The following is an 18078-nucleotide window of genomic DNA, read 5'->3' on the forward strand; positions in this document are numbered from 1 at the left end:
TAGTAACGCGTTATACTCGCAGCTCAATAACAACAAGAGGTTCTAAAATGTTCACAGCACCATTCACAGACCCACAAGGGACTACGTTCGCAGCAGCAGTATTCCAAGTTCTTCGTTCAGAGTTCACCGCGAACACTGGCGAAAACTTTACGTATGACATTCGTGAGGCTATCGGCACTGTAAACAATGAGACAGCTAACTTTAGTCTTAACTACCGCATTGGCTATTGGCCTGCGCAGGAAGATAAGGACGCGGGTTCACCGCCGTATATTCTGATTGATCCTACTACTTACAACTCAGATTTCGCTAGCTATACATTAGACTCTGAGACGTACACAGGCCTAACCGCCGAAACAGCAGCGGAAACACACTGCAAACTAGAAGTAATTGGAGTCGAGTAATAATGGAAGAACAACAAAATGCACAAGCAGAAATAATCCGACTAAAAGCACGTGTTCTTGACTCACTGGACGAGGCCAAAGGCCTAAGTGAAGTGTTGGGCACAATCGCTAAACGTGTCGGTTTTGAAGGCCAAAGTTTGGCAGAGCTTGTGGAAGCTGTGCCCGTAATTCAGGTAGAGACCAATGCTGAGTAAACTGTTAGCGTTCTTGATGACTCGCTTAGTAACAACAGAGTTCCTTGTAAAACTCGCGTTGTTTGCGTCTGAAAAGCTTGTTAAGAGTTCAAAACCAAAATGGGATGACGAGCTACACGCAATGGTCGAAGAAGCCCTCAAGTAGACCGATTGGTTTAATAACCCCGCCTCAATAGGCGGGGCTTTTTTATGCCCAAACAAATAGACACCATGATCCCCGTGCTTTAACCTACTCGGTGGGGGGTAATCACTATCAGGAGTATAGCCGTATGAGTGATTTAGATTTACCCAAGGGTGTAACAGTGCATAGAGACAAACTACGCATTGCTTTTCGCCCACCAAATGAAAAGAACCAGTGGCGACGAACGCTAGGAATACCACCGACTAAGGCAAATATCAAGGCTGCCGAACAAATGCTAAACGCTATAAGGCGTGACATTACGCTTGGTCAATTTGATTTATCTCGGTACTTTCCAAATGATCCAAGTTTGAAAAAGGACGAGCGCCGGTTGGAGTTTATTATTCGTGAGCATTTTATTGAGGCCAAACGTGGCAAGGTCAAAGGCTCTACTCATAATACGTACAGCATTAGGGCTGAGTGGGTAATTGAGCATTTCGGGCATATAGACGCGGCAAATATTACACCCACAGAGGCTATGCGTTTGCGCGACGATATAATTAAAATGTCGCCCTCAACAGAGTTCGCATCGTTCCGCTTGTGGCTTGTTCGATTTGCCATTACACGAGCAGTTAGGTCATTAGTTATCGAATCCGATAATTTTGGCCGTATGCTGGACGGTGTGGAGTCAAAGTCCAAGGCCTTAACAATGGAGGGACTTCACAAGAGCATAGACTCGACTGAGGTCTTTACAATTGATGAAGCCGAACGGATAGCGAAGGCCTTCAACAGTGAAAGTCGTAAGCGATTAGTCACATTTATGTTCTGGTCGGGATTAAGACCAGGCGAAGCATCAGCACTAAGGAGGGAGGACGTATGTCTACCGTATATCACTGTGAAACGCACTTTAACCCAAACAGGGGCGGAGCAATCACCGAAAAGTGGCCGAGCAAGGAAAATCTACCTTCCATCTTCCGCGAGATTGGCCTTAGAACTAGAATTGCAGACGCACGATTCCGAGAGAGCATGGGTGACGAGCAGGGGAGTCCCTTATACAACGTCGAGGCTGTTCACGCAGAAACATTGGAAGCAGACACTTGATAAGGCAGGCTTAGCCTACTTGAGACCCTATGCAACTCGACATAGCTTCGCCAGTTGGATGCTAAAAGCTGGTGAACCTGAGTCGACAGTAGCCGCCCATTTAGGGCATACTGACACCGCAATGATTCGTAAAGTGTATGGCAAATTCATCCCCGATGCTGAACCAGTTTGGGCGCTGGATGACCCCACTAAAAAAGAAGTCTTTAGAAAATCAATGATTTCAAGAACTTAAGGTCATTGCTCCTATAAAGATATGTTTTAAGCACACATACTTGTTAGCAAGGCGCTTTTTAAGCGCCTTTTTTAATGCCTCAAATATATTTACTATTAAGTTTTTTCTAAGTAAAGCTCATTAAATAAACTAATCTTTTGTGTTTACACTTGCTTTTATGTTGATCGTTTGTTTTTATTATATAAACACTATCTAGGATGGATAAAACTGATGAAAAAACTCATATTAGCGCTTTCTTTAACTTGTACTTTTACTCAACTCTCTGTTTTTGCTGACGACTTTATTCCTGCAGAAGTAATTAATAAAAACTACGATCAGCTCACTAATACTTCTTCGCGCGCTTCGAGGTTAGAGGGGATTAATTTGAGCAGTTACTTGGTTGATAAAAGCGGGCAGGTTAGTGATATAGAAATTGTAGCTACGGTTGGGCAAAAAAAGTACCAAAGAGAAGTAATGGATTACGTGTCTAAGCTCAACTACAAAAGTGCAAAATTAAATGGTGAGACTATACCTGTAGCAAAAACCATTACTGTAAGTTCGCAAAATTTACATATTAATTTTTCAAACGATAAAGCGTCTCGCGGCTTTTTTAATGATTATGAGCAAGCTAGTAAATTAATCGACGAAAAGAAATACGATGAAGCTAAAAGCCGTATCGATGAATTAGAAAATGAACATACAAAAAATACGGTTGAGATTGTTTTGCTTGCATGGCTTAAAAGCCAGCACAGTTATTTTGTGCAAGACTGGAAGAGCTTTGATCAGCATATCTACGAAGCGTTTTTATTTAGAGCTAATCTACCGGATCAAATTCAAAAACGTGTGATTAAAAACGCTTTACAGTGGTTTATATCAAAACAAGATTATGTACGTGCTTATGATGCAATAGATGCACTAGGCAATATTGAATCCATAACCTTTACAGAGCAAAACAAGGAACAGTTGTTAACTCAAGTGAACGATATTTATAAAAACTCGGGAGATATTAAGCAACAATTTAGTTTAGCTTCAGAACAAGCTGTAATGCCTATGATGTCGAAGTCTGAAGTTAAATTAGAATCAGAATTACCACTGAGCAAAGTGCAACTTAGATGCGAAAACAAAGTCGTTGACTATGACACTAATACAATTGATAAAATTGTTATTTCGAAAAATGATTTGCGTTGTGGATTATTAATAAAAAGCGCTCAAGCACAAACAATTACACTTAAGCAAAGCGGTGAAAGCTTTTTATAAAAATTGTAACTCCCCACATATAAATTATGGGGAGTTATTGCATTAATAAGTCTTGGCTATTCAAACAATGCATTGGAATTTTGCTGCAATACTTATTAAAAAAACTGTTACTTAAACTTTTTTACATACCTAAGCGTTATAAAGTTAATAATGGCAAGTAAAATTGCTATTTCGTAGCGGCTGTACGCTACGGCTATACCAATTAAGCCCATATTCCAAATACTGGCTGCGGTTGCTGTGCCGGAGGTTGATTTGTTATTTTTCAAAATTGCGCCACCGCCAATAAAACCAATACCAGTAATGATGCCTTGCAACATTTTTGATTGAGCTTCTGCGCCATCTAAAACCGACATAGCAATTAATGCATACCCACACGATGCAACAGCAACAAGAGGAAAGGTACGAAGGCCTGCGCCATCATTACTACGCTCTCTGTCGTAAGCCATGGGTAGTGCAAGTAGGTATGCAATACCTAAGTGTATTAAGTTATCGATGATTTCATTCCACTGTAAATCAATTTCCATTATTGAGCCTGTGCTGGTTAACTTTGTTAATAATAAGCAAACAGCAAGCCATAGAATAAATGACTATTAATCAATTAGTTATTGTTAATACCTGTATTTAACAAGAATTATTGAGGAAACTTTTACATGTTTTTATTACTATTTTACGCAATAGTTAATTTGATCTGAGTTTTAAAGCCCCGTATTCTTTTATCCAGACTAAAAGACACCTATGTGAATCTCTTGCCTTTAAATAAAACATTAAGCACACCCACTAAGCTTGAAAAAACAGCCTTACTATTTTGCGTTGGGTTATCTGTTATTGCTTTTTTATTTCCTGAATTACTCACAGAGCACTTACAACCCGCTATTAATAAAATTTTAGGTTATTTAGGCTCGCCATTTTTTATATTGGTAAACTTGTTACTTTTTTCTGTGATAGCTATTGCTATAAGCCCATTAGGGCAACGAAAAATAGGAGGAGCGCAAGCACTTGTTGAGTTTAGTACCTTTGGTTGGCTTTCTATGTTGTTTGCAGCAGGAATGGGCTCAGGACTTATATTTTGGGGAGTAGCAGAGCCTGCACTACACACGGTTAATTCGCCTTTAAAGCAAAGCTTGTATCCTAACAATCAAACAAGTGGTTTGGCACTTACCTTAGTTAATTGGGGCGCGCATGCATGGGCGCTCTATGCAGTATTTGGCTTGTTATTAGGTGGGCTTACTCGCAATAGTGGTAAAGCGGGCGATATTAGTGCTCCTGTGATCAGTGCAACTAAAGGCGTTATTAATCGGGCTTGGCAGTTACAGTTGAGCTTTAGCATTAAATTAATTGCCATACTTGCAATATTTTTTGGTGTCGTGGGCACAATTGCTAATTCAACTTTATTACTGCGTAAAGGGCTCGAGCTTGAGCTAGGGGTTGAATCTGCTTTATTTTCGGGGTTTATTATAATTTTTCTAATTGCGCTGCTTTATACCATTTCTGCAAAGTTGGGGCTTAAAAAAGGAATTCAAACTCTAAGTAAGTTTAATGTGTTTTTAGCATTTTCACTTATAGCATGGCTATTAATTTTTGTGCCTATAAAGCCAATTATAGACATAGCTGTAGGAGGAACATTGGATTACATTCAGCTCATAACCACAGGTACATGGCAGTTTGAAAGCGTACTTAATGACCCCGCATGGGCAACAGGTTGGACATACAATTACTATTTTTGGTGGTTAGCTTGGGGCCCGTTCGTTGGTGTGTTTTTGGCAAAAATTAGCCAAGGACGGCCGGTTTGGCAATACATTTTAGGTGTTGTATTTGTACCAACTTTTGTGACAATTATTTGGTTTAGTGTGTTTTCGGGCTCTGCAATTGCGTGGGATCAAACGCACAATGCAGGCATTTTAGTGGCTATTAAAGCCGATTATACGCAAGGGCTGTTTGTATTTTTTGAGCAATTAGGGTGGCAAGGCGGTTTATTAATTTGGTCAAGTTTATTACTGTTACTCATTTTTGTAGCCACATCAGCAGACTCTGCTGTTTTGGTTATTCGCCAATTAAGTGGTGCAAGTGAAGTTCAAACATGGAGCTTGTATGCTTGGTCGTTTGCACTAGGTTTATGCGCTTTTGTTTTGCTAGTACAAAATAATGAACCATTAAACAGAAGCGTTGCTATTATTGGAGCGCTTCCTTTTTTGGTTATTTTTATTTTACAGCTGGTGGGTTTTATTAAAGAGTTCATACGTGAATTTAAGCACTAAGGCTTACATTTTTTTACAATGCTATTTTTAAAATTGTATATAATTTAGGTAATTATATTGGTGGGGTTAATAATGCGTACTTTATTGATTATTCTATTTACAAATGTATTAATTGGTTGCGCTGCTGCGGGTATAATTTTAGATGGGGCAGCGCGCTCTCAACCTGGCCCAGTAAATGCGGGGCCTGTTGTAAAAGATAAAGAGGGCTTTAGCTTTACTAAACTCGGTGTTGAAGCCGATATGGCTATAGTTGAATTTATTAAAGGTAAGGGCAATAACAATACGGTACAAGTATGCAGGCAAGTGAGTAAAGTATTGAAAGAGTGTGTAGAGTTAGAAAAGTCATCCCTACACACTAATGAGCCTATGCAGTTAAAAACTGATGATGAAATAATAAGTGTTGGTCAATAAAACTGCTTATAAAAAAGTAACTATGATCATAGCCTGCTTGCATTTCAAGTGTAAGCGGATAGCCTTTTTTATCAGCAATAGCGACTAAGCTTTCTGGCTTAAGTTGCTCTTGTAAAAAGCCATCAGCATCACCTTGACTCACTAACATGGGTAAGTAATGAGCTTGCTCTGCGTTTTTCATCAACTCGCAGCTATCATATTGTGCCCAAAGCGCTTTATCATTTCCTAAATAACCAGTAAATGCTTTTACACCCCAAGGGGATTCAATCGGATTTACAATAGGGCTAAAAGCCGAGGCACTTACAAACGCAGTCGGGTTTTTAAGTGCAGCCATTAATGCACCGTGTCCGCCCATAGAGTGACCACTAATTGCTTTTGTGCTTGTTATTGGAAAATGTTGTTCAATAAGTGCTGGTAATTCACTAACAACATAATCGTACATATTAAAATGGGTGTTGTAAGGAGCTTGCGTGGCATTTACGTAAAAGCCTGCGCCTTGTGCAAAGTCGTAGCTGTCTTCATTAGGTACGTTCTCGCCACGCGGGCTAGTGTCTGGCGCTACAATAGCAATACCCAGCTCTGCTGCTTTTTTAAATGCACCGGCTTTTTGCATAAAATTTTCGTCTGTACAGGTTAAACCCGATAACCAATAAAGTACCGGTACTTTGTTTGTCTCACTTGCGCCAGGTGGTAAAAATACGGCAAAGCGCATAGTGCTATGTGTACTTTGCGAGCTGTGAGTATATTGTTTATGCCAACCGCCAGACACTTTTACACTTGAGATATTTTCTAACATACTTAATCCTTAAAAGCCGTAAACTTAAAAGTATTACGGCTTATTAATAAGCTATTTTACGAATGCAGTTTATTAGTAATGAATGACTGTACGAATACTTTTGCCTTCGTGCATTAAATCAAACGCTTCATTAATATCTTCAAGGCCCATTGTGTGAGTAATAAAGTCGCTAAGAGCAAATTCACCCGCCATGTAACGCTCAACAATTTCAGGAAGTTGTGAACGGCCCTTAACACCACCAAATGCACTACCACGCCATACACGCCCAGTTACTAGTTGAAACGGGCGGGTTGATATTTCTTGGCCTGCACCCGCCACCCCAATAATTACTGACTCTCCCCAACCTTTGTGGCAACACTCAAGCGCTGAGCGCATTACGTCAACATTACCGATACATTCAAACGAGTAGTCAACGCCGCCGTCTGTCATTTCAACAATAACTTCTTGAATTGGCTTGTCGAAATCTTTTGGGTTAATTAAATCAGTTGCACCTAGTTTTGTAGCTAAATCGAATTTAGTGGTGTTTATATCAACACCAATAATACGACCCGCACCGGCCATTTTTGCGCCAATAATCGCAGACAAACCAATACCGCCTAAGCCAAATATAGCAACAGTGTCGCCAGGCTTTACTTTAGCTGTGTTGGTAACTGCGCCCATGCCTGTTGTTACACCACAGCCGAGTAAGCAAATCTCTTCTAGTGATGCTTCTTTATTTACTTTAGCGAGTGAGATTTCTGGCAATACAGTGTACTCAGAGAACGTTGATGTCCCCATGTAGTGATAAATTGGTTGGCCATCTTTAAAAAAGCGTGTAGTGCCGTCTGGCATTAGGCCTTTACCTTGTGTTTCGCGCACGGCTGAACACAGGTTAGTTTTACCTGAAGTACACATTTTACATACGCCACATTCTGCAGTGTATAAAGGAATAACATGATCCCCAACTTCAACACTCGTTACGCCTTCGCCAACAGCATAGACAACACCAGCGCCTTCGTGACCTAAAATAGCAGGAAATATGCCTTCAGGATCTTGGCCTGATAATGTAAATGCATCGGTATGACACACACCTGTAGCGGTAATTTTTACCATTACTTCGCCTTTTTTAGGCATCATCACATCAACTTCTTCAACACTAAGTGGTTGATTAGGACCCCAAGCAATGGCAGCTTTTGATTTAATAAATTCAGACATGTGTTTTATTTCCTTTAACTGGCTATTAAAAAATAATTGTAGACCCAATTTGCTTGGGTGATGTGCTTATTGTATTTGTTTCTCAAATAATGATAATCTCAATTTTATTAAAACACTTTTACAGTATGGTAATAATGGCGCGTTGGGATGGAATAGATGAGTTTATAGCTGTAGGGGAGGAGGGCAGCTTTACTGCGGCTGCAAAAATGCTTGGGCTTTCGGTTGCGCATATTAGCCGCCATGTTACGGCGCTTGAGAAACGTTTAAATACCCAGCTTTTAACCCGTACTACTCGTAAAGTGGTTTTAACTAAAGAAGGCGAAGTGTATTTACATCAAATAAAGCACTTACAACATGCTATGGATGAGGCAACTCAAGGTCTTGCCACGCACCAAACTACACCAAAGGGTAAAATTAAGCTCACAGCCCCTGTTATGTATGGGGAAACGTTCATTATGCCTATAGTGCATAATTTTATGAAGGATCATCCCGAGGTAGAAGTTGTTGCCACACTAAGTAACGAGCAAGAAAACTTATTAGAGGGCGGATTTGATTTAGCAATAAGGCTTGGGCACTTAAAAGATTCGAGCTTAAAAGCGCGTAGGTTAAGTGCGCGGCGGTTTATTATGTGCGCGGCACCACAGTATTTAACGCGATTTGGTGAGCCGCATACTTTAGGCGAGCTAAACAGCCATGAATGTTTAATTGGGAATAGTAGCTACTGGCGCGTAAACGAAAATGGGCGCGATAAACACATTAAAATAGCGGGGCGGCTACAGTGTAATAGTGGTTGGGCGCTGGTGGATGGCGCAAAAAAGGGGCTCGGTATTGTACAGCTCCCAGACTACTACATTGAAAACGAAATTAACTCAGGGCAATTGGTGCCTATTTTAACACCCTATCAACCACAGCAAGAAGGGGTATGGGGCGTATATCCACCAAGGCAGTTTGTGGCCACTAATGTACGGGTATTGCTCGATTATTTAGTTAAAGGGCTGAAAACTTAACCGCGAATTAATGGTTAAATACATATTGCTGTAAATATAGCCAAGTATCAGATTTTTAAATTATTTCTTACATTTTACGCCATACCCAAAGGCACTTTTTTCGTGCTACTATTGCTCAATACTTTTACGATAAGTGTTAAAAATAATATGTTTCAACCGGTTAGCTTATTTATAGGGCTTAGATATAGTCGCTCCTCTAAAGGAAATGCGTTTATATCGTTTATTTCGTTTTTTTCTATTGCCGGTATCGCTATTGGTTTAATGGCATTATTTACGGTAAGCAGTGTAATGAACGGGTTTGAAAATAGCCTAAAAACCAATATGCTTGGACTTATTCCACATGTTGAAGTTAGCGCAGGTAAAAACACTGCCACCCAAATGAACACCCTTAAAACCGACCTCGAACAATCTCCTTATGTTGATCATGTAAGCTTATATCGCCACGGCGAAGCTATTGTGCAAACAAATAAAGACTTGCACGGCGTTTTATTACAAGGCCTTTATAACGACAGCGGTTCTTTGTATAAAATTACCGATAAAATAGTGCAAGGCGATTGGAAAACTGTATTAAACAAAAATTACAACATTGCTATAAGCCGTTATTTGAGTCGTAAATTAGGCGTTAGCGTGGGTGATAAGCTTCGCGTTATTATGCCTAATGCTTCAACGTATACACCTCTTGGGCGAGTACCCAGCCAGCGTTTATTTAAAGTTGCCGCAATATACGAAACCGGATCTGAGATAGATATGGCACTTGCGTTTACGAGTGGCGCTTCGCTACAACGGGTATTAAAGCTGGATAAAAACACCGCCCCAAATTTAAGTGTTTCATTGCACGAACCTTTCGAACTAGATGAATTTATTGAAGCAAGCCAACGTATTTTAAAAGATCACAATTACAGTGATTGGCGCAGTACCCAAGGTACTCTATTTGCAGCCGTTGCTATGGAAAAGCGCATTATGTCTATGTTGCTTGCCCTCATTGTATTGGTGGCTGTATTTAATATTGTATCGGCATTAACCATGATGGTAAGCGAAAAACAAGGTGAAGTAGCCATACTACAAACGTTAGGTTTAACACCTTCGCAAGTGCAAAAAGTGTTTATGGTGCAAGGCCTATATAACGGCGTAATTGGTACTGCAATAGGCGCATTTTTAGGTGTAATATTTAGTTTATATATAAATGAGCTACTTGCATTAGTGGGCTTAAACTTATTGGCGGGTATAGAGCTTCCGGTAAAATTTGATATTTTGAGTTTAGTAATAATAGCGTTTGCCAGTATTGCTATGAGCTTTTTAGCTACCTTATATCCTGCGCGTAAAGCCGCAAAAGTAAAACCAGCAGAGGTATTACGTTATGAATGATTTAGTAATTAGTTGTGAAAATTTAAGTAAGGTTTATCAAGATGGCAGCAACCAAGTTGAAGTATTAAAAGGCGTTGATTTAGCGCTTCAGCAAGGTGAAATGCTCGCTATTGTGGGGAGTTCAGGCTCTGGTAAAAGTACGCTTTTACACATACTTGGTACATTAGATACCGCAAGTTCGGGTAGCGCTAAAATCAAAAACCAAGAAGTTGCCAAGCTTTCGCGAACAGAGCAAGCCGCATTTAGAAACCAAAACTTAGGGTTTATCTATCAATTTCATCATTTATTAATGGAGTTTAGCGCGGTAGAAAACGTAGCTATGCCATTATTAATTAAAGGCTTAAGTGCAAAAGAGGCTAAAGTACAAGCGCTCGATATGCTCGAAAAAGTAGGCCTTGCACATCGCAGCTCGCATAAACCGTCTGCGCTTTCTGGTGGAGAGCGCCAACGCGTGGCAATAGCCCGTGCACTGGTTACTAAACCTGCGCTTGTGCTTGCTGATGAACCAACCGGTAATTTAGATAAACAAAATGCGATTAAAATTTACGATTTAATTAATGAGCTTAACCAAAGCTTAAACACCAGTTTTGTGGTAGTTACACACGATTTAGAACTTGCCGATAAGCTAGGCAAAATAGCTTATTTAGACGATGGAAAACTAGCTATTAAAGAGTCGCAGCATGTTGCTTAGTGCATTTTTAAGTAAACGTTTTAGAGCCTATTCAGGCCACAAAGATGAAAAAAACGGCTTTGTTAGTTTTATCGCTAAAGCGTCGACTATTGGTATTTTATTAGGTGTCGCGGTTTTAATTGTGGCGCTGTCGGTAATTAATGGTTTTGAGCAGCAACTAGTACATAGATTGCTAAGTGTTGTGCCGCAGGTTGAATATGTAGCACCAAGTAGACCCATTGCAAATTGGTCGCAAAAAGTTGAGGATTTACAAACACAACCGCATGTAACAGGGGCTGCGCCATTTATTGCAGTGAATGGGATGGCGCAATATAAAAGCCAGCTAAAAGCGATAGAAATTCGAGGTGTTGAGCCATCGCTCGAGAGTAATGTATCGGCGGTAAACCAGTTTACCAGTGGTAAATTAGTGAGTCAGTTAGCCCTTGACGATGTAATTTTAGGTAAGCAAATAGTAAAACAGTTAGATGCAAGAGTAGGCGACAACATTACGTTACTTATTCCGCAAATAGGCCAAAAAGGTCAGTCATTATTAGCGCCTAAACGCGTAACACTTAACCTTGCAGGTGTTATAGAAATGGGAGGCCCCATTGATAGTACAGCTGCATTTATACATCTTAATAAAGCGCAGCAAACATTGGGTTACGATGAAACTCAAGTAACAGGGCTGCGGTTAAGTGTTGATGATGTGTTTTCGGCGCACCAAATAGCGCTAAAAGTGGGCCAAACTATTGACGACTACGTGTATGTTTCCAGTTGGTTCAGAACCCAAGGCAGCCTTTTTCAAGATATTCAAATGGTACGTACCATTGTTTATATTGTGGTGTTTTTAATTATAGCGGTAGCCAGTTTTAATATTGTGTCCTCTTTAGTGATGGAAGTACGCGAAAAACAAGGCAATATCGCAATTTTAAAAACCATGGGCGCGAAAGACAGTACTATTTTAGCCACCTTTGTAATGCAAGGCTTAATGCAAGCATTTGTAGGCGTGGCACTAGGAACACTAATTGGCGTGGTATTAGCGCTTAATATAAGTGAGCTTTTTACGTGGATAAGCCAATTATTTGGAGCCAATCCACTTGAGGGCGTTTATTTTATAGAGTTTTTACCAAGTAAATTAGTACTTGAAGACATTGGTATTACAGTGATTGTTACGTTTGTGCTTGCGATACTTGCCACTATTTATCCTGCATGGCAAGCAACGCGCGTAGATCCTGCCAAGGTGCTTGGTAACTAGGTATAAGAAGCTCAGATAAAAATTAATAGGGTGGTATTAGTAAACCTGTTAAACTAGGTGCTTATTTAAAATTAAGCAATAACTGCTTGGTTGCTATACCTCACTTTGGGATTTACTTTGACTAATAACGATATTTTACGCCGCATTCGCTACACTTTTAACTTAACTGATACTGCTATGGTCAATGTTTTTGCATCAGCAGAGCATACGGTCACCAAAGAGCAAGTAATTGCATGGTTAACTAAAGAAGGTGAAGAGGCTTTTACCCCAATAAGTGATACTGAGTTTGCTAGCTTTTTAAATGGGTTTATTAATACCCAACGTGGCAAACGCGAAGGTGAGCAACCAGAGCCTGAGAAGAAGCTAAATAATAATATTATTTTCATGAAGCTACGTATTGCTTTAAATATGAAAGCAGAAGATGTTATAGCAACACTTGCACTTGTTGATTTTGATTTAAGTAAACATGAGTTAAGCGCATTTTCTCGAAAAGTAGATAACAAACATTACCGTGTTTGTAACGATCAAATATTACGTTTGTTTTTAACTGGCGTACAAAAGCAGCACCGTCCAGAAGAGTCTGCTGAGTAACTGGTTTTAGCTAATTAGTTTTTAGTTAGTGGGTTTTTTGCGAGCGCAATGCAGTATAAAACCCATTAATTGTTATATTTTTAAACAAACCCACACCTAACCTAATACTTCTAAAATTCCCTTTTGAAAATATAAAAACTCACTTGGCACTGTTCCGTTTTTAAATTTGTGAATTTAAATTCATCTTTAATAAATAAAAATCAAACTTCCAATCAAAAATAATTCACGTAGCTCGCGTTAAACATCTCAATTTTTCATGCTAAGGTAATAGTTAATTATATTAAATTAAGACATTAAAGCATGAATCATAAACTTGATCACGTTTACTTTAACATCTGATAAATACTTTTATTATTAACACGGAAGAATAATTATGAATTATATCCATAGCACAATCGCACAATTAAAAAATAGTAGTCCTGCACAATGCGAGTTTTATCAAGCTGTTGAAGAAGTACTTGAATCACTCGAACCTATCTTAGAAAACTCAGAAAAATACAAAAAAAATGCCATTATACAACGCTTAGTTGAGCCCGAACGCCAAATTATGTTTAGAGTTCCCTGGGTTGATGACGAAGGCAATATTCAGGTAAATAAAGGCTACAGAATTGAGTTTAACTCTGCACTTGGCCCCTATAAAGGTGGCTTACGTTTTCACCCAAGTGTGAATGCCAGCATAATTAAGTTTTTAGGGTTTGAGCAAATATTTAAAAATGCTTTAACAGGTTTACCGATCGGTGGTGGTAAAGGCGGGGCAAACTTTGATCCCAAAGGGCGCTCAGATGCTGAAATAATGCGTTTTTGCCAATCATTTATGAGCGAGCTCTATCGCCATATTGGTCCTACAACCGACGTACCCGCTGGAGACATTGGAGTAGGGGCAAGAGAAATAGGTTACTTGTTTGGTCAATATAAGCGTTTGACTGGGCGCTATGAAGGTGTTTTAACAGGTAAAAGCTTATTGTGGGGTGGATCGCTTGTACGAAAAGAAGCCACTGGATACGGCGCTGTTTATTTTGCTGACTACATGCTGCAAGCGCGCGGCGATAGCCTACAAGGTAAGCGCTGCTTGGTCTCGGGCGCAGGTAATGTTGCTATTTATGCTATGGAAAAGCTTTATCAAATGGGGGCAACACCAGTAAGTTGCAGCGACTCTCGTGGCACTGTGTATCATGAATCGGGTATAGATTTAAATCTTATTAAATGTTTGAAAGAGCAATCGCGTGATTGCTTGAGCGTATATAAAAAAACTCACCCCGATGCTATTTATATTTCTGCAATTGACTACCCTAAAGATGGGCACGCTGTTTGGCGCTTTAATGCTGCCGCTGCTTTTCCGTGCGCCACACAAAATGAATTAACACAGGCAGACGCTAACGCATTATTATCCGGCGGTTGTTTATTAGTAAGTGAAGGCGCAAACATGCCTTCAACAAAAGAGGCTATTGATTGCTTTATTGCTGCAAAAATTGCGTATGGGCCAGGTAAGGCCGCCAATGCTGGCGGCGTTGCAACAAGCCAATTAGAAATGGCGCAAAATGCGAGCATGCAAAGTTGGACCTTTGAAGAAGTTGATGAAAAGCTAAAACAAATTATGAAAAATATATTTGTTACCGCTAACGACACCGCTACAGAATTTGGTGAGCCTGGAAACCTTTTATTAGGCGCTAACATTGCAGGCTTTAGGCGCGTTGCAGATGCAATGATTGAGCAGGGTGTCGTTTAATATTAAAGCTGAACAATAAGGCTTTAATATAATGTGATTTTAAAACTAGCCATAAAATTGAGTATATTATGGTTAGTTTTAAATATTAACGCCATTAGTGAACTATAACCCTATAAAGCTGGGCTATAACAGCGTAGGATCAAGTTACTTTCGAATGAAAATTAGGTTTGCACTTTAGGTGCATTAAGACAAAAAATTATGCAACTAACTGCAAAACCATCACTTCCTAATGCGTTACTTATTTCTATTAGTACACCACAATTTAAAGGTGACGAAGCAACAGAATCGCTTGCAGAGCTTGCTCGTTTGGTAACTACGTTAGGCTTTAAAGTAGTAGGTACACAATCGCAAAAGCAAAGTTCTACCCAAAAAGTTAATGTACTGGGCTCAGGAAAACTAGCTGAAATAGCACACCTTACCGGCAATAAAGGGATGGTTGAAAACGAGCAAGAAGATGATTTACTTGATGAAGACCCTTTAACCGAAATATCCTCAGAAATTCCATCAGACGAACTTGATTTTGCATGTGCTGATGTAGTGGTATTTGACTGTGATTTAACGCCTTCTCAACTGCGTAATGTTGAGAACCAGCTTGGTGTAGAAGTATTTGATCGCACCGGTATTATCATTGAAATATTTAGCCGTCATGCGCGTACTAAAACTGCAAAATTACAAGTTGAAATTGCTCGCCTTAATTATGTCGCGCCACGACTGCGTGAAACATCAACAGGTGATAAAGAACGCCAAATGGGTAAAGGTGCGGGTGAAACCACACTTGAGCTAAATCGCCGTAAGGTGCGCGATCAGTTAGCAGAATTAAAGCGCGAACTTGTTAGTGTTCAAGATGTAATGATGGACAGACGTACGCAGCGCTCTGAGCTATTCTCAGTGGCTTTAATTGGTTATACCAATGCGGGCAAGTCATCAATGATGCGCGCAATTACAGGTAGTGATGTAGAAGGCGAAAATAAACTCTTTGCAACGCTAGATACCACTGTTCGCGCGCTGTATCCGATTACCCAGCCTCGTATATTGGTTTCAGATACGGTTGGTTTTATTAAAAAATTACCTCATGATTTGGTTGCTTCATTTCATTCAACGCTCGCTGAGGCACATGATGCGTCGTTATTGTTGTATGTTGTAGATGCTTCAGATCCTTCTTTTCGCTCACAACTTGAAGTAGTACATAAAGTACTGGCAGAAGTTGGGGTAGAAGGTAGCAAAAAATTATTAGTACTGAATAAGTCAGACCAATTAAGTACTGATCAACAGCAGTCGCTAATGGATGAGTTTCCTGATGCGATGATGACCTCTACGCGTAATCCAGATGATATTAGTAAATTGCACAAATATATTATTGGCATTGCTCATGAGGACATGATTGAAGAAGAGATTGTTATACCGTACACAGCCAAAGGTATCGTGGGCGAAATCCGATCGAGTATGAGTGTTGTTAAAGAAGAATATGAATACAGCCATATTAAATTAACAGTGCGCTCGAGTGCGATTGATTTAGAACGTTTAAAAAAGAGAATGTTAGATTTATAATAAATTTAGTATACAAAAAGCACAGCCAATTGGCTGTGCTTTTTAATCGTTACTTGAGGTAGATTTATTATTCAGAGTTCAGATTTTTTGTAGAGAAAAATTAGGAGAAGGCTTTGTCGCTTAGCTCTTCTTGCATTTGCTCACGCATTTTAAATTTTTGCAGTTTACCTGTTACTGTCATTGGATAGTTTTCTACAAAACGGATATGTCGTGGCATTTTAAAATAGGCTAGTTTGTCTTTTAAAAACTCACGAATTGCTTGCTCATCAAGCACAGCGTCTTCTTTTGGTTGGATCCAAGCGCACACTTCCTCGCCATACCTTTCATCTGTTATACCAAATATGGCAGCATCTTGAATGCCCGGGTAGGTGTAAAGCACTTCTTCTATTTCGCGCGGGTAAATGTTTTCGCCGCCACGAATAATCATATCTTTAATACGGCCAACAATAGTGACAAACCCTTCTGTATCCATGACACCTAAATCGCCAGAGTGTAGCCAACCGTTGTCATCTATTGTGGCTTTTGTTTTAGCATCGTCATTCCAATAGCAGCGCATTATACCTGCACCTTTACTACACACTTCGCCAGGTTGACCAATTTGTTGAATGTTACCCAACTCGTCAATAATTTTAACCTCGGTATGGGCAAGTGCGCGGCCAACCGTCGTTACTTGCCGCTCTATTGAAGAGTCTGTTTCGGTAATGTTGTTTATGGGGCTGCACTCAGTTTGCCCGTAAGCAATCAGTACTTGATGCATGTTCATTTGTGTTTGTACTTTGCGCATTACTTGCTCTGGGCATGTAGAGCCTGCCATTACACCCGTGCGTAAAGTACTTAAGTCATAATCGTTAAAATTACTTAGCTCAAGCTCACTAATAAACATGGTAGGTACACCGTGCAGCGCTGTACATCCTTCTTGTTGAACTACATCTAGTGTGGTTTTTGCATCAAACGAATCGCCTGGATAAATGGCTGCTGCACCTTTACTAACACACAACAAGCTACCCAATACCATTGCAAAGCAATGATATAACGGGATGGGGATACATAACTTGTCATCGCTCGTAAAGTGCATAGATTCGGCGACGAATAGCGCATTATTTAAAATGTTTTTATGAGTGAGCGTTGCGCCTTTTGGGTTACCTGTTGTGCCTGATGTAAATTGTATATTGATGTCTTGCTCAGCATTTAAGTTTGCACCTATTGCTTTTAATTCAAGCTCATGTGCTGATGTTGGCAAGTTAATAACATCATTAAAAGAGTACATACCAGGAGATGCTTCATCGCCAATGCGGATTATATTTTTAAGAGTGGGCAGTGCTTTTAAATTAAGTGTGTCTTTATCGCAAGTTGCAAGTTCTGGAGCCAAACCATTGAGCATTTCTAAATAATCACTGCCTTTAAAGTTTGATGCTGTGATTAGAGTAGAGCATTCAACACTATTTAAGGCGTATTGTAATTCGTTAGGGCGATATGCAGGGTTGATGCAAACCATTATTGCGCCAATTTTTGCGGTTGCAAATTGGGTTAAGCACCACTCAATATTATTAGGAGACCAAATACCAACACGCTCGCCTGGTTTCACGCCAAGTGCCAGCAACCCCATAGCAAGTTGATTAACTTCTTTTTGAAATTCTTTATACGTTAAGCGAATACCCTGGTGATGAACTACAACAGCTAACGCCTCTGGATTTTTGTCGACAATAAAGTCAAAGTACTCCCCGATAGTCGAATTTGTTAAAGGTGTGCTTTGTATACCTTTAAAATAGCTTTGCGATAACGGTAAGTGATTTATTTGTTCTACTTCTTTTACCGCAATAGTGTGTGTGTGCATTGCTCTCTCCATGAAAATGTGTGTGAGTTATGTAAACTACAAAGTTAAAATAAACACATATTGTCGACAAAGAGAAGTGCAGTTAGACTAATGTATAATTAGATTAATAAAATCTAATTATGTTTTTTAGATACAAAAAAACGC

The 18078-nt window shown here is 39.7% G+C and carries 18 protein-coding genes; 14 read left to right on the forward strand and 4 right to left on the reverse strand.

The annotated features are described in order from the left end of the window. Window positions 1–47: 47 nt before the first annotated feature. From I6F45_RS11770 to I6F45_RS11790, 5 genes are all read left to right on the forward strand, one after another. Window positions 48–401, forward strand: coding sequence for a hypothetical protein (locus tag I6F45_RS11770; RefSeq protein WP_165735018.1), 354 nt, complete (start codon window positions 48–50; stop codon window positions 399–401). Window positions 402–403: 2 nt separating this feature from the next. Continuing rightward, window positions 404–595: a hypothetical protein gene (locus I6F45_RS11775; RefSeq protein ID WP_197160601.1), complete on the forward strand. Its 192-nt coding sequence runs from the start codon at window positions 404–406 to the stop codon at window positions 593–595. Further along, entirely contained in the window at window positions 585–740 is a 156-nt protein-coding gene (locus I6F45_RS11780) for a hypothetical protein (protein WP_197160603.1), read from the forward strand. The genes I6F45_RS11775 and I6F45_RS11780 overlap by 11 nt, the downstream gene beginning before the upstream one ends. 124 nt (window positions 741–864) lie before the next feature. Then, window positions 865–2046 (forward strand): site-specific integrase, encoded by a 1182-nt coding sequence (locus I6F45_RS11785; protein ID WP_197160611.1) that lies wholly within the window; start codon window positions 865–867, stop codon window positions 2044–2046. A 210-nt stretch (window positions 2047–2256) separates the two neighbouring features. Then, window positions 2257–3282 carry an energy transducer TonB gene (locus tag I6F45_RS11790; protein WP_165742269.1) on the forward strand — a complete coding sequence of 342 codons (1026 nt, stop codon included), beginning with the start codon at window positions 2257–2259 and terminating at the stop codon, window positions 3280–3282. A 107-nt stretch (window positions 3283–3389) separates the two neighbouring features. On the opposite strand, the gene I6F45_RS11795 is transcribed toward I6F45_RS11790, so the two are convergent. Then, complete coding sequence (locus I6F45_RS11795) at window positions 3390–3806, reverse strand: MgtC/SapB family protein (RefSeq protein ID WP_024590122.1); 417 nt, start codon at window positions 3804–3806, stop codon at window positions 3390–3392. A gap of 213 nt (window positions 3807–4019) precedes the next feature. On the opposite strand from I6F45_RS11795, the gene I6F45_RS11800 reads away from it, so the two are divergent. Both I6F45_RS11800 and I6F45_RS11805 read left to right on the forward strand, forming a co-directional pair. Beyond that, window positions 4020–5537, forward strand: coding sequence for a BCCT family transporter (locus I6F45_RS11800; RefSeq protein ID WP_331458694.1), 1518 nt, complete (start codon window positions 4020–4022; stop codon window positions 5535–5537). Window positions 5538–5609: 72 nt separating this feature from the next. Then, a complete protein-coding gene (locus tag I6F45_RS11805; RefSeq protein WP_165727437.1) occupies window positions 5610–5948 on the forward strand; it encodes a hypothetical protein in 339 nt (112 codons plus the stop codon). Here the strand turns inward: I6F45_RS11805 and fghA are convergent. Beyond that, window positions 5902–6744, reverse strand: coding sequence for an S-formylglutathione hydrolase (fghA, locus tag I6F45_RS11810; RefSeq protein ID WP_197119184.1), 843 nt, complete (start codon window positions 6742–6744; stop codon window positions 5902–5904). The genes I6F45_RS11805 and fghA overlap by 47 nt on opposite strands. Window positions 6745–6816: 72 nt before the next feature. Next, a complete protein-coding gene (locus tag I6F45_RS11815; RefSeq protein WP_007375333.1) occupies window positions 6817–7938 on the reverse strand; it encodes an S-(hydroxymethyl)glutathione dehydrogenase/class III alcohol dehydrogenase in 1122 nt (373 codons plus the stop codon). 134 nt (window positions 7939–8072) lie between these two features. On the opposite strand from I6F45_RS11815, the gene I6F45_RS11820 reads away from it, so the two are divergent. The 7 genes from I6F45_RS11820 (at window position 8073) to hflX (ending at window position 16100) form a co-directional block, all read left to right on the forward strand. Further along, entirely contained in the window at window positions 8073–8945 is an 873-nt protein-coding gene (locus tag I6F45_RS11820) for a LysR family transcriptional regulator (protein ID WP_197119183.1), read from the forward strand. A 147-nt stretch (window positions 8946–9092) separates the two neighbouring features. After that, on the forward strand, window positions 9093–10310 hold the full coding sequence (locus I6F45_RS11825; protein ID WP_165727440.1) for a lipoprotein-releasing ABC transporter permease subunit: 1218 nt from the start codon (window positions 9093–9095) through the stop codon (window positions 10308–10310). Next, window positions 10303–11001: a lipoprotein-releasing ABC transporter ATP-binding protein LolD gene (gene lolD / locus I6F45_RS11830; RefSeq protein ID WP_165727441.1), complete on the forward strand. Its 699-nt coding sequence runs from the start codon at window positions 10303–10305 to the stop codon at window positions 10999–11001. The genes I6F45_RS11825 and lolD overlap by 8 nt, the downstream gene beginning before the upstream one ends. After that, window positions 10991–12235, forward strand: coding sequence for a lipoprotein-releasing ABC transporter permease subunit (locus tag I6F45_RS11835; protein WP_165727442.1), 1245 nt, complete (start codon window positions 10991–10993; stop codon window positions 12233–12235). The genes lolD and I6F45_RS11835 overlap by 11 nt, the downstream gene beginning before the upstream one ends. A 117-nt stretch (window positions 12236–12352) precedes the next feature. Then, window positions 12353–12826, forward strand: a complete 474-nt coding sequence (locus tag I6F45_RS11840; RefSeq protein ID WP_002960721.1) for a DUF1456 family protein — start codon at window positions 12353–12355, stop codon at window positions 12824–12826. A gap of 373 nt (window positions 12827–13199) precedes the next feature. Beyond that, window positions 13200–14552 (forward strand): NADP-specific glutamate dehydrogenase, encoded by a 1353-nt coding sequence (gene gdhA / locus I6F45_RS11845; RefSeq protein ID WP_165741898.1) that lies wholly within the window; start codon window positions 13200–13202, stop codon window positions 14550–14552. A 198-nt stretch (window positions 14553–14750) separates the two neighbouring features. Further along, window positions 14751–16100 (forward strand): GTPase HflX, encoded by a 1350-nt coding sequence (hflX, locus tag I6F45_RS11850; RefSeq protein ID WP_010554468.1) that lies wholly within the window; start codon window positions 14751–14753, stop codon window positions 16098–16100. Window positions 16101–16200: 100 nt separating this feature from the next. On the opposite strand, the gene I6F45_RS11855 is transcribed toward hflX, so the two are convergent. Beyond that, the gene (locus tag I6F45_RS11855) at window positions 16201–17934 is read right to left on the reverse strand and encodes an AMP-binding protein (protein WP_165741330.1); all 1734 of its coding nucleotides are present in this window, start codon (window positions 17932–17934) and stop codon (window positions 16201–16203) included. Between the last annotated feature and the right edge of the window lie 144 nt (window positions 17935–18078).

Origin of the sequence: Pseudoalteromonas sp. SWYJZ19 (assembly GCF_015864375.1) — a bacterium.
GTDB classification, from domain to species: Bacteria; Pseudomonadota; Gammaproteobacteria; order Enterobacterales; family Alteromonadaceae; genus Pseudoalteromonas; species Pseudoalteromonas arctica.

What these genes read in the sequence shown, in the direction of transcription:
- I6F45_RS11770 (WP_165735018.1), top strand. Translation starts at nt 48, where the DNA reads ATGTTCACAGCACCATTCACAGACCCACAAGGGACTACGTTCGCAGCA.
- I6F45_RS11775 (WP_197160601.1), top strand. Translation starts at nt 404, where the DNA reads ATGGAAGAACAACAAAATGCACAAGCAGAAATAATCCGACTAAAAGCA.
- I6F45_RS11780 (WP_197160603.1), top strand. Translation starts at nt 585, where the DNA reads ATGCTGAGTAAACTGTTAGCGTTCTTGATGACTCGCTTAGTAACAACA.
- I6F45_RS11785 (WP_197160611.1), top strand. Translation starts at nt 865, where the DNA reads ATGAGTGATTTAGATTTACCCAAGGGTGTAACAGTGCATAGAGACAAA.
- I6F45_RS11790 (WP_165742269.1), top strand. Translation starts at nt 2,257, where the DNA reads ATGAAAAAACTCATATTAGCGCTTTCTTTAACTTGTACTTTTACTCAA.
- I6F45_RS11795 (WP_024590122.1), bottom strand. Translation starts at nt 3,806, where the DNA reads ATGGAAATTGATTTACAGTGGAATGAAATCATCGATAACTTAATACAC.
- I6F45_RS11805 (WP_165727437.1), top strand. Translation starts at nt 5,610, where the DNA reads ATGCGTACTTTATTGATTATTCTATTTACAAATGTATTAATTGGTTGC.
- fghA (WP_197119184.1), bottom strand. Translation starts at nt 6,744, where the DNA reads ATGTTAGAAAATATCTCAAGTGTAAAAGTGTCTGGCGGTTGGCATAAA.
- I6F45_RS11815 (WP_007375333.1), bottom strand. Translation starts at nt 7,938, where the DNA reads ATGTCTGAATTTATTAAATCAAAAGCTGCCATTGCTTGGGGTCCTAAT.
- I6F45_RS11820 (WP_197119183.1), top strand. Translation starts at nt 8,073, where the DNA reads ATGGCGCGTTGGGATGGAATAGATGAGTTTATAGCTGTAGGGGAGGAG.
- I6F45_RS11825 (WP_165727440.1), top strand. Translation starts at nt 9,093, where the DNA reads ATGTTTCAACCGGTTAGCTTATTTATAGGGCTTAGATATAGTCGCTCC.
- lolD (WP_165727441.1), top strand. Translation starts at nt 10,303, where the DNA reads ATGAATGATTTAGTAATTAGTTGTGAAAATTTAAGTAAGGTTTATCAA.
- I6F45_RS11835 (WP_165727442.1), top strand. Translation starts at nt 10,991, where the DNA reads ATGTTGCTTAGTGCATTTTTAAGTAAACGTTTTAGAGCCTATTCAGGC.
- gdhA (WP_165741898.1), top strand. Translation starts at nt 13,200, where the DNA reads ATGAATTATATCCATAGCACAATCGCACAATTAAAAAATAGTAGTCCT.
- hflX (WP_010554468.1), top strand. Translation starts at nt 14,751, where the DNA reads ATGCAACTAACTGCAAAACCATCACTTCCTAATGCGTTACTTATTTCT.
- I6F45_RS11855 (WP_165741330.1), bottom strand. Translation starts at nt 17,934, where the DNA reads ATGCACACACACACTATTGCGGTAAAAGAAGTAGAACAAATAAATCAC.